Here is a 15,816-nt window from a genome sequence, read left to right as displayed (position 1 = left end):
GAAGGCTGCGATCTTTTTGATCTTCGCTTTAACTGCTCGAAGGCTTGCCCAACACGATATACCCCTCACCAACCTTCTGCGCATAACTGCGCAGGACCTCCTGGCATAACACCACTATCTCCTCGACCAGTTCCACCCCGACTCGCCATGACACCACCACCTGTAAGTTCGGCGGTCGTTGTTCAATCGCCAGCAAGGTCAACTCGCCCCGCGCCAGCTCTTCGCTGACCAGCACCGGCGGCAGCGCCGCAATGCCGAAGCCGTCCCGCAGCAGGCGGGTGATCGCTGACACCGAATTCACGCAGTTAAGCCGCGGGGCAGTGACGCCGTTGGCCTGCATCAGGCTGACCACGTCCTGATGCGGGTGGGAGTTTTTCGAGTAGGTAATGATCCGTTCGCGGCCAAGGTCGGCGACGCTCGAGTAATCGCGGTTGTAAATAGAATTGGTGGCGGCGATCCAGCCGATGGGATGACTCGCCAGCTCCAGGCTGCGAATGGTTTCCTGACGCAGCAGATCGGTTTGCAACGCGATGTCGAGAAAGCCTTTTTGCAGCTGATCGCAGAGGTTCAGCGCGGTATCGGCGACTAACTCGATTTCCACCAGAGGATAGGTGTCCATTATTTCCGCCACCAATGGGCTGAGCCAAGTATGGATCACCGTATCCATCACGCCGATGCGAATCCGCCCGACCTTGCTCGAACTCGTCTCGATCGACTGCTTGAGCGCCTGCATGGTGTCCATCATCTGTTCGGCGTAGTCGAGCACCTTCAAGCCTTCCGGTGTCAGCCGTACTCCCCGCGAATCACGCAGAAACAGCTTCACCCCCAGCTCGCCTTCGAGCACGGCAATGCGGCTGGATATCGAGGCCTGGGTGGTGAAGAGTTTTTCCGCGGTCAGGCGAAAACTCTTGAGCCGGGCTACCCAGACGAAGGTTTCGAGAAACTTGAGATTCATGGGATCAACTTTTTCTGATGTCTTGGGGTGGTTTTTATTAGTTGGACGCAGGAGGGCAGGGGTGCCAAAAATCAGTCCTCCTCACGATATGCGTCGTCGGGGCTCAGAACAATACCAATAAAATTAACGTGGAGATTTTGCCATGAGTGCGCCCGACACCCTCGACGTCGCCAAGCCCGCAGCCCGACCCGGTCCCTTCGACTGGTACCGCAATATCAATAAGCAGGAGCGTCGGACATTCTGGAGCTGCAAGATCGGCTATGGCCTGGACGGCATGGACACGCAGATGCTCAGTTTTGTCGTGCCGACCCTGATTGCCATGTGGGGCATTACCACCGGTGAGGCGGGGATGATTCACACCAGCACCTTGATCGCTTCGGCCATCGGCGGCTGGGTCGCCGGGATTCTCTCGGACCGCATCGGTCGCGTGCGTACCTTGCAATTGACCGTTTTGTGGTTCGCCTTCTTCACCTTCCTCTGCGGGTTTGCCCAGAACTACGAGCAACTGCTGATCTCCCGCACCTTGATGGGCTTCGGCTTTGGCGGTGAGTGGACTGCCGGCGCGGTGCTGATGGGCGAGGTAATCCGCGCCAAGGATCGCGGCAAGGCTGTGGGCATGGTGCAATCGGGCTGGGCGCTGGGTTGGGGTCTGACGGCAATTCTCTACGCCATACTGTTCTCCCTGCTGCCGCCAGAAGATGCCTGGCGTGCGCTGTTCCTGTTGGGCATCGTGCCGGCGATCTTCGTGATTTTCGTTCGTCGCCTGGTCAAGGATCCGGAAATATACCGTGAAGCCAAGGCCAAGCAGGAACCGAGCAACCCGGCGAAGTTCTACGAGATCTTTGCCCCGGGCATCCTCAGCACCACCTTGCGCGCCTCGTTGCTGACCACCGGTGCCCTGGGCGGTTACTACGCCATCACCTCGTGGCTGCCGACCTTTCTCAAGAACGAGCGCGGTTTGAGCGTGCTGGGGACCGGCGGTTATCTGGCCATGGTGATTGTCGGCTCCTACGTCGGCTACGTGATCAGCGCTTATCTGACCGATATCCTGGGTCGCAAAAAGAACTTCATCCTGTTCGCGGTCGGCTCCTTCATCATCGTCGTGCTCTATACCCAGCTGCAGGTCAGCAACGGCGTGATGCTCTGGCTGGGCTTTCCACTGGGGTTCTTCGCCTCGGGGATTTTCAGCGGCATGGGCGCCTTCCTGACTGAGCTGTTCCCGACCCGGATTCGTGGTTCGGGCCAAGGCTTCTGCTACAACATCGGCCGGGCGCTGGCGGCGTTCTTCCCGCTGCTGATCGGTCTGCTCAGCCAGAAAATCCCATTAGGCATGGGGATCGGGGTGTTCGCGGCCGTTTCTTACGGCGTGGTGATTCTCGCGGCCCTGAGCCTGCCGGAAACCCAAGGCAAACAACTCGATGCGCAGTGACTGATAATTTGCGGGACGCTGACGAACGGTCCCGCACTAAAATATTCAAAGGCCTACAGGAGTGTTCACCGTGAACCACCTGCTATTGAACTGCGACATCGGCGAAAGCTTTGGCAACTGGACCATGGGTCTGGACGCCGAGGTGATGCCCTTCATTGATTGCGCCAACATCGCCTGTGGTTTCCATGCCGGCGACCCGAGCATCATGCGCAAGACGGTCAGCCTTGCACTGGCCAACGGGGTACAGATCGGCGCCCATCCGGCCTATCCGGACCTGGTGGGTTTTGGCCGTCGCTCCATGGCCTGCACCCCACAGGAAATTCAGGACCTGTTGCACTATCAGATCGGCGCCCTGGATGGCATTTGCCGGGCCCAGGGCAGCCGCGTGAGTTATGTCAAACCCCATGGTGCGATGTACAACGACATGATGGCCAACCCTGAGCAGTTGCGTGCGGTGATCCAGGCCGTGGCCGCCTATGATCGGCAATTGCCATTGATGCTGATGGCGACCCGCGACAACAGCGCGGCTCAAGCCCTGGGCGATGAATACGGAGTGTCGCTGTGGTTCGAGGCCTTCGCCGATCGTGCCTACGACAGTGCCGGGCGCCTGGTCTCGCGGCAGCTTCCGGGGGCGGTGCACCACGATCCCGAGAAAATCATTGAACAAGCGCTGATCATTGCCCGTGGTGACAACCTGATTGCCAGCGACGGCAGCGCCTTGCATCTGCAGGCCAACACGCTGTGCGTACATGGCGACAATGCCAGTTCCGTGGCGGCCGTGCGGCGTATCCGCGAGGCCTTGAACCAGCAGACTCAATCATGAAGCCACGGATTGAAGTGGTGGCTGTCGATTGCTTGATGGTGCGTCTGTTTGAGGTCATTACCGAAGACAATATGCCGTGGATGCTCGCCGCCACTGAGCGATTGCGCGCCGGGTTCGGCAGGCATCTGATCGATCTGGTGCCGTCTTACACGACCTTGATGGTGCATTACGACCTGACCGCGCTGACTCCATCACAGGCCCGAGAACTGATAGCCGAAGCCTTGACTGACCTGTCGCCGAACCCGCAGGCCCGCGGCCAGTGCCATGTGTTGCCGGTCTGGTACGACCTGAGCGTCGGGCCTGAGCTGAACCTGCTGTCCCAGCGTAGCGGGCTGACGGTCGATCAGGTGATTCGTCGCCATAGCGAGCGTGAGTATCAGGTCTTCGCCTTGGGTTTTGCGCCGGGTTTTGCCTTTATGGGTCTGGTGGACGAGGTGTTGGCCGCGCCGCGTTTGAGTACGCCGCGCAAGCGCGTGGCGGCCGGCAGTGTCGGCATCGCCGAGCGCCAGACCGCCGCTTATCCGGTGGTGTCTCCGGGGGGCTGGAACCTGATCGGTCGTACTCCGAGCAAATTGTTCGACCGCGAACGTGACGGTTACAGCCTGATGCAACCGGGCGACACAGTACGCTTCGAAGCCATCAACCATGCAGAATTCATCCGCCTGGGCGGTGATGACACGCCGCTGGAGAACCTGGCATGAGCCGACTATTGATCGAAGCCAGCACGCCGTTATGCCTGCTGCAGGACGCCGGGCGTTTCGGCGTGCGGCATCTGGGAGTGACTCAGGGCGGGGCGCTGGACTGGGTGTCGATGTCCTGGGCCAATTGGCTGCTGGGCAATTCGCTGGACGCGGCAGTGGTCGAAGTCACCCTCGGTGGTTTTACCCTGGTGGCGCAAGAGGATTGCTGCCTGGCGTTGGCCGGGGCGGATCTTGGCGCGCAACTCGACGGCCAGCCTCTGGCATCCTGGCGCGCTTTCAGCCTTAAGCAGGGTCAGCGCCTGCAGTTCACCCAGCCGTTGCTCGGTGCACGGGCTTATCTCGCCGCGCCGGGTGGGTTCGCCGCAAGCAAAGTGCTGGGCAGTTGCGCCACGGTCGTGCGTGAAGAATTGGGCGGCCTTGATGGATTTGGCCGGGCGTTGGCCAAAGGTGACGAGCTGAGTTACTTGCGGCCGGCAGTTGAGTTGCGCGAACTGCCTCGCGAACAGATCCCGGACTTCAAACTGAAGCTACCACTGGAGGTGGTGCTGGGCGCGCAGATTGGCGAGTTCAGCGGACAAAGCCTGTTCGATGCCTTCAACAGCAGCTGGACCATCGACAGCCGCGCCGATCGAATGGGCATTCGTTTGCAGGGGCCGGAGTTGCAGTACCAGGGCCAGCCGATGATCTCCGAAGGCATCCCGCTGGGGGCGATTCAAGTACCGCCGGATGGGCAGCCGATCGTGCTGCTTAATGACCGACAGACTATTGGTGGCTATCCGCGGTTGGGAGCGTTGACGCCTTTGGCACTGGCGCGGCTGGCGCAATGTCTGCCGGGACAGCAGGTCCGATTGACGCCGGTGGTGCAGGAGACGGCGCATCAGCAGCAGGTGAGTTATTTGCGCAGATTTGCGTAAAGCCCGAAAAGATCGCAGCCTGCGGCAGCTCCTACGCCGAATGCATACACCCGCGAATTATCGGGTGTATGCAAAACCTGCAGGAGCTGCCGCAGGCTGCGATCTTTTTGCCCATCACCCAATCATTTCGACAAGAACCGCATCCCTTCTTCCAGCCCACGCAAGGTCAGCGGAAACATCTGATCTTCGACCAGTTCGCGGACGATGTTGGTCGAGGCGGTGTAGTTCCAGGTGTCTTTCGGGTACGGGTTGATCCAGATGAGCTTTTTGTATTTCTCCCTGAAACGCTGCATCCACACATAACCGGCTTCTTCGTTCCAGTGCTCGACGCTGCCGCCGGGCTGGGTGATTTCGTAGGGCGCCATGGCGGCGTCGCCGATGAAGATCACTTTGTAGTCGGCGCCGTATTTGTGCAGCAGGTCGTGGGTCGAGGTCCGCTCCGAGCTGCGACGCATGTTGTTCTTCCACACGGATTCATAAATGAAGTTGTGGAAGTAGAAATACTCCAAATGCTTGAACTCGGTCTTGCAGGCCGAAAACAACTCTTCGCAGATCTTCACGTGGGCGTCCATCGAACCGCCGATGTCAAACAGCAGCAACAGCTTGATGGTGTTGCGCCGCTCCGGGCGCATCTGAATATTCAGCAACCCGGCGTCACGTGCGGTGTGATCGATGGTGCCGTCGATATCCAGCTCTTCCGCCGCGCCCTGGCGAGCGAATTTGCGCAGACGACGCAGGGCGATCTTGATGTTGCGCGTTCCGAGTTCGACCGAATCGTCGAGGTTTTTGTACTCGCGCTGATCCCAGACCTTGACCGCCTTGCCCTGACGTTTGCCGGCATCGCCGACCCGAATGCCTTCCGGGTTGAAACCGCCGGAACCGAACGGACTGGTACCACCGGTGCCGATCCATTTGTTGCCGCCGGCATGGCGTTCCTTTTGCTCCTCGAGGCGTTTCTTGAACTCCTCGATCAACTTGTCCAGGCCGCCGAGGGACTGGATCTGCGCACGTTCTTCATCGCTCAGGCTGCGCTCGAATTCCTTGCGCAGCCAGTCTTCGGGGATCAAGGCCTGAAGGTGATCGTCGAGTTTTTCCAGACCATTGAAATAGGCGCCGAACGCCCGGTCGAACTTGTCGAAATGCCGTTCGTCCTTCACCAGAATCGCCCGGGCGAGGTAATAGAACTCGTCCATGTCGGCGAAGATCACCCGCTGTTTCAGGGCGTTGATCAGGTCAAGCAGCTCGCGTACCGAGACGGGGACCTTGGCTGCGCGCATTTCATTGAACAGGTTGAGCAGCATGGCTGTCGCCCTTGAGATCGTAAAAAAGAAGTATCAGCGAGTGCCGCGACGGCTCATGAACGCCAGGCGCTCAAGCAATTGCACGTCCTGTTCGTTCTTCACCAGCGCGCCGGCCAGGGGCGGAATGGCTTTGGTCGGATCGCGTTCGCGCAGCACGGCCTCGCCGATGTTGTCGGCCATCAGCAGTTTCAGCCAGTCCACCAGTTCGGAGGTCGAAGGCTTTTTCTTCAGGCCCGGTACTTTGCGCACGTCGAAGAACACGTCCAGCGCTTCACTGACCAGATCCTTCTTGATGTCCGGGTAATGCACGTCGACGATTCTTTGCATGGTGACGCGGTCGGGGAAGGCGATGTAGTGGAAGAAGCAGCGGCGCAGGAAGGCGTCCGGCAATTCTTTTTCGTTGTTGGAGGTGATGATGATGATCGGGCGCTTCTTGGCCTTGATCGTCTCGTCGATCTCGTAAACGTAGAACTCCATCTTGTCGAGTTCTTGCAACAGGTCGTTGGGGAACTCGATGTCGGCCTTGTCGATCTCGTCGATCAGCAGGACCACCCGCTCTTCGGATTCGAAGGCTTCCCAGAGCTTGCCCTTTTTCAGGTAATTGCGAACGTCATGAACTTTGTCCACGCCCAGCTGGGAGTCGCGCAGACGGCTGACCGCGTCGTACTCATAGAGGCCCTGGTGAGCCTTGGTGGTGGACTTGATATGCCAGGTAATCAACCGCGCGCCGAAGGACTCGGCCATCTGCTCGGCAAGCATGGTCTTGCCGGTGCCTGGCTCGCCCTTGACCAGCAGTGGCCGCTCCAGCGTGATGGCGGCATTGACCGCAAGCTTGAGGTCATCGGTAGCTACGTATGCGCTGGTGCCTTCGAACTTCATCTGCAATTCCTCGAACGGTAACGCCGACCTGAGCAAAGCAGGGCGGGCGAATTAAATCTCATAGCTGACTATAACGCGGCGCCCGGTCGACTGTGAACGCAGACGGCCCATTCAGTCTCTGAATGGGCCGTCACATGTTGACTCGGTCAGGGCGAAGCGCCATTTTTTCCTCAAACTAGTCAGCCGACGGCTTGGACTGTTCATAGCGGGCGTTGAACGCCTGGACGAAGCCGTTGCGCAATATCTGCAAAAACGCCTGGAACGCACTGATATCTCGCTGGTGAACGCTGCCGCTGAGCTCGACGCGGGTGGCAAACTGATTTTTCCCCTGGTTCTTCAGCACTGTTTCAGTGGTGCCAACCAAGGCTTCCCATACCGAACGGAACAGGCCTTTCTTCTCGTTTTCGACGTCCTGCTGCCAATTGAACACATCGACGTCCCTCAACAGCGGTTTGATATAGCCCGTGAGCTGGCCTTTTTTGGCCTGCGCCTCGATAACGACATCGCCGTGGCCGGCATTGAAGTCGAACTTGCCATAGGCCGAGGCGAAGTCATTCATGCGCTTGAGCTCGATATGTCTGGCGCGCAGACGGAAATCGAATTCTTCGAAATTGCTCAGCGGATCGAAGGTGGCGGTGGTTTCCAGCGGAGCGTGCCCAAGCAGCAGGGCTTTACCTTCGAAGCGGGCGTCGCGCTTGCCTTTGACGTCGACGACGTTGGTCAGGTTGTAGACGCTGGCGTTGACCTGGGTGGCGTTCATGTTCACTGGCGGTTTCGAGTTGAAGTTGCGGAACGTGATTCGTCCGTCGTTGATCCGCACTTCGTTCAGGGTGATGGGGAGCAGCTTGCTCAATTGTGCTCGCCAGTCGGTGCCCTGACCGGTCTGGGAGGCCTGCTTGTTGGCACCGCCGTCGACGAAGTTCAGCTCTGGTTTGACGAACAGCACTTCGGCTACCACCGCATGGTCGTACCAGAGCGAATGCCAACTGACCGAAAGGTCGATCAGCGGCGCATTGACGAAAGGCACCGGCACCTTACCGTCGACCTTGACGATCTTCAGGCCATTGATCCGATAGGCGCCGCGCCACAGTGCCAGGTCGACATCGATAACCTGGCCGCGGTAGTCACCCATGTCCGCCAGTTTGTCGTTCAAGTAGTCACGAACCAGCAAGGGCAGGGCGATGTGCAGCGCTACCAACAGCACGACGATGCCGGCCAGGGTCCAGAGGGGCCAACTATAGCGACGTTTCATGGTATTCAATCTCCAGCCGTATAAAGCCTGTGACTGCTGCAACAAGTAGTCGTTCGTCGCAACTGGACGCCCATGGGCCCCGAGGCATACCCTTGAATGCTTCTTCAACGCTGAATAAGGACCCAGCCATGAGCCGCATTTATGCTGACAACGCCCATTCCATCGGCAATACGCCGCTGGTACAGATCAACCGCATCGCACCCCGTGGCGTGACCATCCTGGCCAAGATCGAAGGGCGCAATCCCGGGTATTCGGTCAAGTGCCGGATCGGCGCGAACATGATCTGGGACGCCGAAAGTAGCGGTAAGCTCAAGCCAGGCATGGCCATCGTCGAGCCGACCTCGGGCAATACCGGCATTGGCCTGGCGTTCGTCGCTGCGGCCCGTGGCTATAGGTTGGTGCTGACCATGCCGGCGTCCATGAGCATCGAGCGGCGCAAAGTCCTCAAGGCTCTGGGTGCCGAGCTGGTGTTGACCGAACCGGCCAAAGGCATGAAAGGCGCGATCGAAAAGGCCGCCGAGATTCTCGCCAGCGATCCGGCCCAGTACTTCATGCCGCAGCAGTTCGATAACCCGGCCAACCCGGCTATCCATGAAAAGACCACCGGCCCGGAAATCTGGAATGACACCGACGGCGCGGTAGACGTGCTGGTTGCGGGCGTGGGCACCGGGGGAACCATTACCGGGGTGTCGCGCTATATCAAGCTGACTCAGGGCAAACCGATTCTGTCGGTGGCGGTGGAGCCCATCGTCTCGCCGGTGATCACTCAGGCACTGGCCGGGGAAGAGATCAAGCCAAGTCCGCACAAGATCCAGGGTATCGGTGCCGGATTCGTACCGAAAAACCTCGATTTGTCCATGGTCGACAGGGTCGAGCTGGTCAGTGATGAAGAGTCCAAGGCCATGGCCCTGCGCTTGATGCAGGAAGAGGGGATTTTGAGCGGCATTTCCTGTGGCGCCGCCATGGCGGTCGCGGTGCGTCTGGCCGAAACCCCGGAAATGCAAGGCAAGACCATCGTGGTGATTCTGCCAGACTCGGGAGAGCGTTACCTGTCGAGCATGTTGTTCAGTGATCTGTTCACCGAGCAGGAGATTCACCAATAACGACGGCAACACATTCCCCCCGTAGGAGCTGCCGCAGGCTGCGATCTTTTGATCTTTTGATCTTTTGATCTTTTGATCTTTTGATCTTTTGATCATCGGCTGGCTCGAAAAGATCGCAGGCTACGCCAGCTCCTACACCGACCGAGTACACCTCCAAAGGGCATTTGCTGATCGGCATCAGCTCTCCTTCAGCTCTTGTTCAGCTACCCTATGTTATTAAGTGCTTTATTACGTATTCCTCAACACTGAATGTTGATTCAAACGGGTTATTCCCGATGCCGGTAGTGTTTATCATGGCCGGCTGCCGTGTCGGGTAAATGACAGGGTGAAGAGTTACTGATTATCGAGGAGTTGGCCATGAGCTTTTCCTTCGCTGCCAAGGCGTCGGTGTTGCTGCTGTTCATGGGCAGCACGCTTTATGTCCATTTGCGTGGCAAGGCGCGTTTGCCATTATTGCGTCAGTTCGTCAACCATTCGGCACTGTTCGCTCCTTACAATGCGTTGATGTATCTGTTCTCCGGGGTGCCGTCCAAACCCTATCTGGATCGCAGCAAGTTCCCGGAACTGGATGTGCTCAAGGACAACTGGGAAGTCATCCGCGATGAAGCCATGCACCTGTTCGACGAAGGCTACATTCGCGCCGCCGAGAAAAACAACGATGCCGGTTTTGGTTCGTTCTTCAAGAAGGGCTGGAAGCGCTTCTATCTCAAGTGGTACGACAAACCGTTGCCATCAGCCGAGGCGCTGTGCCCACGAACGGTGGCGTTGCTCAGTACTATCCCCAACGTAAAAGGCGCGATGTTCGCGTTGCTGCCAGGCGGCAGTCACCTCAACCCCCATCGCGATCCTTTCGCCGGCTCCCTGCGTTATCACCTCGGGTTGTCGACACCCAATTCCGACAATTGCCGGATTTTCGTCGACGGTCAGGAATATGCCTGGCGCGATGGCGAGGACGTGATGTTTGACGAAACCTATGTGCACTGGGTCAAGAACGACACCGACAAGACCCGGGTCATCCTGTTCTGTGACATCGAGCGCCCGTTGAGCAATCGCCTCATGACCGGCATCAACCGCTGGATCAGTGGCTTGCTGGGACGCGCCACTGCACCACAGAACCTCGATGACGAACGTGTCGGCGGGGTCAACCAGGTCTATGCCTGGAGCAAAACCTCAAGTGATCGCTTCAGTGGCGTGATCAAGCAGTGGAAGCGCAGCGATCCCAAGCTCTATCGCATTTTGCGGCCAGTGTTGGCAGTTACCGTGCTGACATTGCTGGGTTACTGGTTGTTCGGCTGACGCGCCTGATGCGCCCCTGTAGGAGCAGCCGGGCGGCGTTCCGTTTGCTCTCAATGGACGTTAACGATAACGCGTGTTGTCTGAATAAACGCGTCGCTCTTGAGTCCATCGCGAGCAAGCTCGCTCCTACAATAGAAATCTCATGTCCCCTCGCCACAGGAATTGTGTCTGGCGCTGTCAACGCTGCGTAGCAATCCAGATCAATAACCCGGCCTGGAACACCGAGAACGCCACCAGGCAGGTGATGGTGAAGCGCAAACCGGTGTCGTCGCGCTGGAATCGGGTGACCGTTTCTGCCTGTTTACGCAGTTTGACTTCCTGCTCCGCCAGGTTCTGCTCGGCTTGCTGGAGCATCTGTGCGGCTTCGAGGATTTCCACGAACTGCAGCTTTTCCTTATTCCAGCCCGCCCGCAGTTCACCGACCGGCGTGTCTTTCACGCTGCCTTTCAAGTGTTGGGCATCGGCGTAAACCACTTCGAAACCATGGGTTTTCAGAGAGTGATCGCGGCGCAGCCGGGTGTCCTCGTTGAGGGCGTCCTTGTTCGCCAGATCGAAGCCGTCGACCTGGTAGTGCGACCATTTTCTTTGCGCCCAGGCGATGCCCTGAGCCATCAGGAAACGGCCGATCCCACGGTTCAAAGGCTCAATTTGCAAACCGCTTTCAGGGCCGAAATGCACCCGGTGTGTGGCGTGATCGACCCACACGTCCAGGTGGTTCTGCTCTTTGCGCACCCGCTGATTTGGCAACTGGATGCTCATTCGGAACAGGCTGCGCTCCTTGTTATTGCGCTCGGCATAACCGAACTCGACAAAGCGCAGCGGCCGTCCGCCAGTGGTACGGTCCGTTTGCAGCGGCGCCAGGCGGAGCATCCGGTGGTGCTCTGCATGGACGTCCGCCCACGGCAGTTCGACCGCCTCAGGGGCGGCTTCATCGACTGCGGTTTCGGCTGAGTTCGGGGTTTCTGTCATAACGGCGAGATCCTGTCCAAGCCCTGCTTGCCGACAGCAAATGAACTGTCGGCATAGGCTTATCGGCCGTTTTTTTCAGGACTGGAGGGTGAAGGCCGCTTAACTGGCGCGAAGTCCTTCAATAAAACTCAAGATATGCGCGCCCAACTCGGCTGCCAATGGCAACTGCGGGTCTTTGTATGAGGCCAATTGACGCTTGATATCGGGGGGCACGATGCGCATGACGTGGTTCATGCCTTCGATCAGCGCCAGTTCCGCATCCGGTTTGGCGGCCTTGAGCATCTGCGCATCGCCGACACCGACCTGAATATCGTTGCTGCCCTGGATAACCAGGGCCGGCATTTTCAGTTTGCCGAAGGCCGCTGCCGGATCCTGGCGAAACAGCGAAATCAGGTACGGTTGCACGCTCGGGCGGAAAATCACTTCCAGTTGTGGCGGCACCGCGTTATCGACGTGACCGGCCTTGAGGCTGTCGAGCAACTGATTGCTGCGCAGCACCAGGGGCGGTGGCAGGCGATAACTCAGCTGCTGGCGCAGTACCTGATCAATCGGGCGGGCGCTGCCGGAAACGGAAATCACTCCTGCGGCATCCACGGCAGGAGCGGCCAGGCTGGCGATCAGCGCGCCTTCGCTGTGCCCGAGCAGAATCAGTTTGCCGAAGCGTGGATCGGTCTTGAGCTGTCGACCCCAGGCCACGGCGTCGGACACATAGGCATCGAGTGTCAGGTTGCGTTCGTCGGGGGTGGCCGCGAGGCTGGCGGCTACTCCGCGCTTGTCGTAGCGCACGCTGGCGATGTTGTGTTTGGCCAGCACCCAGGCCAGGCGCTTGAGGCTGTCGTTGCGCCCGCCGTCGGGGTTGTTGCCGTCGCGGTCGGTGGGACCGGAACCGGAGATAATCAATACCACCGGCACCGGGGTGTCGGATTTGGGCAGCAACAACGAGCCATGTAACTCGCCGTTGCCAGTGTCCAGGCTGACAGGACGTTGCAGAACGGTGGCCTGGACCAGGCCGGTAAACAGGGTAAGGCTCAAGGCAAGAACTCGCAGCATCATCACGCCATCATGAACAAGGTGCCGGTTGGACTCACAGACACCGATAAGGTTCGAGGATGAACTAGTTGGGTAGCCTGCGTATACTGGCGCGCACTTGGTCACCAAGGCTGATTCATAAGTTTTAGTTTATCAGGTTGAGTAACTTCAGCGATTACACGGAGCGCCCTGCATGTCCGGCAATACCTACGGCAAGCTGTTCACTGTCACCACCGCTGGCGAAAGCCATGGTCCGGCGTTGGTCGCCATTGTCGATGGCTGCCCGCCGGGCCTTGAGCTGTCGTTGGAGGACCTGCAGCGCGATCTGGATCGGCGCAAGCCTGGCACCAGCCGTCACACCACCCAGCGCCAGGAAGCCGACGAAGTCGAAATTCTTTCCGGAGTTTTCGAAGGCCGGACCACCGGTTGCCCGATCGGTCTGCTGATCCGTAATACCGACCAGAAGTCCAAGGACTACTCGGCGATCAAGGATCTGTTCCGTCCGGCCCATGCCGATTACACCTACCACCACAAGTACGGTGAGCGCGACTATCGCGGCGGCGGACGCAGCTCGGCCAGGGAAACCGCCATGCGCGTGGCAGCCGGGGCGATTGCGAAGAAGTTCCTGGCCAGCCAGGGCATCGTGATCCGTGGCTACATGAGCCAGCTGGGGCCGATCGAAATCCCGTTCAAGACCTGGGATTCGGTGGAAGAGAACGCCTTCTTCTGCCCGGACTCGGACAAGGTGCCGGAGCTTGAAGCCTACATGGACCAGCTGCGGCGTGATCAGGATTCGGTCGGAGCGAAGATCACCGTGGTCGCCGAGGGCGTGATGCCGGGTTTGGGCGAGCCGATCTTCGACCGCCTCGACGCGGAACTGGCCCATGCGCTGATGAGCATCAATGCGGTCAAGGGCGTGGAAATCGGCGCCGGATTCGCCAGTGTTGCCCAGCGCGGCACCGAACACCGTGACGAAATGACCCCCGAAGGTTTCCTCAGCAACAACGCCGGCGGCATTCTCGGCGGGATTTCCTCCGGGCAGCCGATCGTGGCGCACCTGGCCCTCAAGCCGACCTCGAGCATTACCACGCCGGGCCGTTCCATTGATGTCCAGGGTAACCCGGTGGATGTCATCACCAAGGGCCGTCACGACCCGTGCGTCGGCATTCGTGCCACGCCGATCGCCGAGGCGATGATGGCCATCGTGCTGATGGATCACCTGCTGCGCCACCGCGGGCAGAACGCCGACGTGCGGGTGAGCACGCCGGTGCTGGGCCAATTGTAATGGCGGCCTTCGCAGTCGCCACGGTCTGACAGCCGTGGCGGCGCTCCCGTACTGGCGGCTATCCAGTTTCTATCTGTTCTATTTCGCCTTGCTAGGTTCGACGGCGCCATTTCTGGCGCTGTACTTCGATCACCTGGGGTTTTCCAGTGCGCGCATTGGCGAACTGGTGGCAATCCCGATGCTGATGCGCTGCGTGGCGCCGAATATCTGGGGCTGGCTGGGTGACTACAGCGGACGCCGACTGGCTATCGTGCGTTTTGGCGCGGTCTGCACACTGCTGACCTTCTCGCTGATCTTCGTCAGCAAGAGCTATGCCTGGCTGGCGATGGTCATGGCGCTGCATGCGTTTTTCTGGCATGCGGTGTTGCCGCAATTCGAAGTCATTACCCTGGCGCACTTGAACGGCCAGACTTTCCGTTACAGTCAGATCCGCCTGTGGGGGTCCATCGGATTTATCATCACAGTGGTGGCGCTTGGGCGTTTGTTCGAATGGCTGAGCCTGGACATCTACCCGGTGACACTGGTGGTGATCATGGCCGGGATCGTCGTCAGCAGCGTCTGGGTGCCGAATGCCCAGCCGGTCCAGGGCAGTCGTCTGACTGGAGAGGGGTTTCTCAAGCAGTTGCGCAGCCCCGGCGTGCTGGCGTTTTATGTCTGCGTGGCGCTGATGCAGTTGAGTCATGGGCCGTATTACACATTCATGACCCTGCACCTTGAGCACCTGGGTTATAGCCGTGGCTTGATCGGCATGCTCTGGGCCCTGGGTGTGGTCGCCGAAGTATTGATGTTCCTGGCCATGAGCAAGATTCTGGCGCGCTTCTCGGTGCGCCGGGTGTTGATGGCGAGTTTCCTGCTGGCCGCATTGCGCTGGCTGTTGCTCGGCTCCTTTGCCGAGTTTTTGTGGGTGCTGCTGTTCGCGCAAATATTGCACGCGGCCACCTTTGGCAGCTTTCACGCAGCTGCCATCCATTTCGTGCAACGTAGCTTTGGCGCGCGCCAGCAAGGTCAGGGCCAGGCGCTGTATGCCGCACTGGCCGGCACCGGCGGTGCGCTGGGTGCATTGTATTCCGGCTATAGCTGGAATGTCCTGGGGGCGACTTTGACCTTTAGTATTGCCAGCCTCGCCGCCCTGGCCGCAGCCGTTATCATTGCCATTCGTATGCAAGAGGACAGGCCATGAGCCTTACCCGTGAACAGCTGACCCTGGAAATCATCGAAGCCGGGCGTTTTCTCTACGGTCGCGGCTGGTCGCCGGCCACCAGCAGCAATTATTCGACCCGCCTGTCGTCCAGCCAGGCCTTGCTGACGGTCTCCGGCAAGCACAAGGGGCAACTGGGTCCGGATGACGTGTTGGCCACCGACCTGGCCGGTAACAGCCTGGAGCCGGGCAAGAAACCCTCGGCCGAAACCCTGCTGCACACCCAGCTCTACAGCTGGCGCCCGGACATCGGCGCGGTGTTGCACACGCACTCGGTGAATGCCACGGTGCTTTCGCGGCTGACCGTTGAAGACTTTATCGAGTTCGAAGATTACGAACTGCAAAAAGCCTTCAGCGGCGTCTCCACCCACGAATCCAGAGTACGGGTGCCGATCTTCGATAATGATCAGGATATTGCTCGACTGGCCGCCAAGGTGCAGCCTTGGCTTGAGGCACACCCCGATTGCGTGGGTTACCTGATCCGCGGCCATGGTGTCTACACCTGGGGCGCGCGGATGAGTGATGCGCTACGGCAGATCGAAGCCTTTGAGTTTTTGTTCGAGTGCGAGTTGAAGACCCGCTCCGTGCTCAACCGTTAATCGCTTACTTCTTCAGAAGTAGCCTACCGTCTGATGAAACGCACCACCTGACCGGCCTGTAAAAGCCGAAGGGCGCTGCCGAT

The 15,816-nt window shown here is 59.2% G+C and carries 16 protein-coding genes; 9 read left to right on the top strand and 7 right to left on the bottom strand.

Annotation, left to right across the window (positions count from 1 at the left end; all coding sequences use genetic code 11):
* Positions 1 to 28 precede the first annotated feature (28 nt).
* The gene (locus ACA064_RS24340; protein ID WP_497670407.1) at positions 29 to 955 is read right to left on the bottom strand and encodes a LysR family transcriptional regulator; all 927 of its coding nucleotides are present in this window, start codon (positions 953 to 955) and stop codon (positions 29 to 31) included.
* Positions 956 to 1,097: 142 nt separating this feature from the next.
* On the opposite strand from ACA064_RS24340, the gene ACA064_RS24335 reads away from it, so the two are divergent.
* From ACA064_RS24335 to ACA064_RS24320, 4 genes are all read left to right on the top strand, one after another.
* Positions 1,098 to 2,384, top strand: coding sequence for an MFS transporter (locus ACA064_RS24335; protein WP_497670406.1), 1,287 nt, complete (start codon positions 1,098 to 1,100; stop codon positions 2,382 to 2,384).
* 70 nt (positions 2,385 to 2,454) lie between these two features.
* Positions 2,455 to 3,207, top strand: a complete 753-nt coding sequence (locus ACA064_RS24330) for a 5-oxoprolinase subunit PxpA (protein WP_497670405.1) — start codon at positions 2,455 to 2,457, stop codon at positions 3,205 to 3,207.
* Entirely contained in the window at positions 3,204 to 3,908 is a 705-nt protein-coding gene (gene pxpB / locus ACA064_RS24325; protein WP_497670404.1) for a 5-oxoprolinase subunit PxpB, read from the top strand. The genes ACA064_RS24330 and pxpB overlap by 4 nt, the downstream gene beginning before the upstream one ends.
* Positions 3,905 to 4,822, top strand: coding sequence for a 5-oxoprolinase subunit C family protein (locus ACA064_RS24320; RefSeq protein ID WP_497670403.1), 918 nt, complete (start codon positions 3,905 to 3,907; stop codon positions 4,820 to 4,822). Before pxpB ends, ACA064_RS24320 begins: the two co-directional genes overlap by 4 nt.
* 122 nt (positions 4,823 to 4,944) lie before the next feature.
* Here the strand turns inward: ACA064_RS24320 and ACA064_RS24315 are convergent, their stop codons facing one another.
* The 3 genes from ACA064_RS24315 to ACA064_RS24305 form a co-directional block, all read right to left on the bottom strand.
* Positions 4,945 to 6,123, bottom strand: coding sequence for a vWA domain-containing protein (locus ACA064_RS24315; RefSeq protein ID WP_497670402.1), 1,179 nt, complete (start codon positions 6,121 to 6,123; stop codon positions 4,945 to 4,947).
* A gap of 33 nt (positions 6,124 to 6,156) precedes the next feature.
* Positions 6,157 to 7,002, bottom strand: a complete 846-nt coding sequence (locus ACA064_RS24310; protein ID WP_497670401.1) for an AAA family ATPase — start codon at positions 7,000 to 7,002, stop codon at positions 6,157 to 6,159.
* 175 nt (positions 7,003 to 7,177) lie between these two features.
* Positions 7,178 to 8,254, bottom strand: a complete 1,077-nt coding sequence (locus tag ACA064_RS24305) for a DUF748 domain-containing protein (RefSeq protein WP_497670400.1) — start codon at positions 8,252 to 8,254, stop codon at positions 7,178 to 7,180.
* Positions 8,255 to 8,382: 128 nt separating this feature from the next.
* Here ACA064_RS24305 and cysK point away from each other — a divergent pair, with 128 nt between their 5' ends.
* On the top strand, positions 8,383 to 9,357 hold the full coding sequence (cysK, locus tag ACA064_RS24300; protein ID WP_497670399.1) for a cysteine synthase A: 975 nt from the start codon (positions 8,383 to 8,385) through the stop codon (positions 9,355 to 9,357).
* On the opposite strand, the gene ACA064_RS24295 is transcribed toward cysK, so the two are convergent.
* Complete coding sequence (locus ACA064_RS24295; RefSeq protein ID WP_497670398.1) at positions 9,332 to 9,535, bottom strand: hypothetical protein; 204 nt, start codon at positions 9,533 to 9,535, stop codon at positions 9,332 to 9,334. The two genes, cysK and ACA064_RS24295, sit on opposite strands and share 26 nt — an antisense overlap.
* 179 nt (positions 9,536 to 9,714) lie before the next feature.
* Between ACA064_RS24295 and ACA064_RS24290 the strand changes: the two genes are divergently transcribed.
* Positions 9,715 to 10,653 (top strand): aspartyl/asparaginyl beta-hydroxylase domain-containing protein, encoded by a 939-nt coding sequence (locus tag ACA064_RS24290; RefSeq protein WP_497670397.1) that lies wholly within the window; start codon positions 9,715 to 9,717, stop codon positions 10,651 to 10,653.
* A 177-nt stretch (positions 10,654 to 10,830) separates the two neighbouring features.
* Here ACA064_RS24290 and ACA064_RS24285 read toward each other — a convergent pair whose 3' ends face one another.
* Both ACA064_RS24285 and ACA064_RS24280 read right to left on the bottom strand, forming a co-directional pair.
* Complete coding sequence (locus ACA064_RS24285; protein ID WP_497670396.1) at positions 10,831 to 11,622, bottom strand: hypothetical protein; 792 nt, start codon at positions 11,620 to 11,622, stop codon at positions 10,831 to 10,833.
* Between the two features lie 99 nt (positions 11,623 to 11,721).
* Complete coding sequence (locus ACA064_RS24280) at positions 11,722 to 12,720, bottom strand: alpha/beta hydrolase (protein ID WP_497674319.1); 999 nt, start codon at positions 12,718 to 12,720, stop codon at positions 11,722 to 11,724.
* Between the two features lie 124 nt (positions 12,721 to 12,844).
* On the opposite strand from ACA064_RS24280, the gene aroC reads away from it, so the two are divergent.
* Genes aroC through ACA064_RS24265 form a run of 3 tightly spaced genes read left to right on the top strand, consistent with a single transcriptional unit; the run spans position 12,845 to position 15,733 of the window.
* Complete coding sequence (gene aroC / locus ACA064_RS24275) at positions 12,845 to 13,936, top strand: chorismate synthase (RefSeq protein ID WP_497670395.1); 1,092 nt, start codon at positions 12,845 to 12,847, stop codon at positions 13,934 to 13,936.
* 34 nt (positions 13,937 to 13,970) lie between these two features.
* Positions 13,971 to 15,116 (top strand): MFS transporter, encoded by a 1,146-nt coding sequence (locus tag ACA064_RS24270; protein WP_497670394.1) that lies wholly within the window; start codon positions 13,971 to 13,973, stop codon positions 15,114 to 15,116.
* Entirely contained in the window at positions 15,113 to 15,733 is a 621-nt protein-coding gene (locus ACA064_RS24265; RefSeq protein WP_497670393.1) for a methylthioribulose 1-phosphate dehydratase, read from the top strand. The genes ACA064_RS24270 and ACA064_RS24265 overlap by 4 nt, the downstream gene beginning before the upstream one ends.
* Positions 15,734 to 15,816: the final 83 nt, after the last annotated feature.

It is taken from the genome of Pseudomonas sp. LBUM1658, assembly GCF_059716055.1.
Note: the sequence above shows the minus strand (reverse complement) of the source record. Positions and strands in the feature narration are given on the sequence as shown.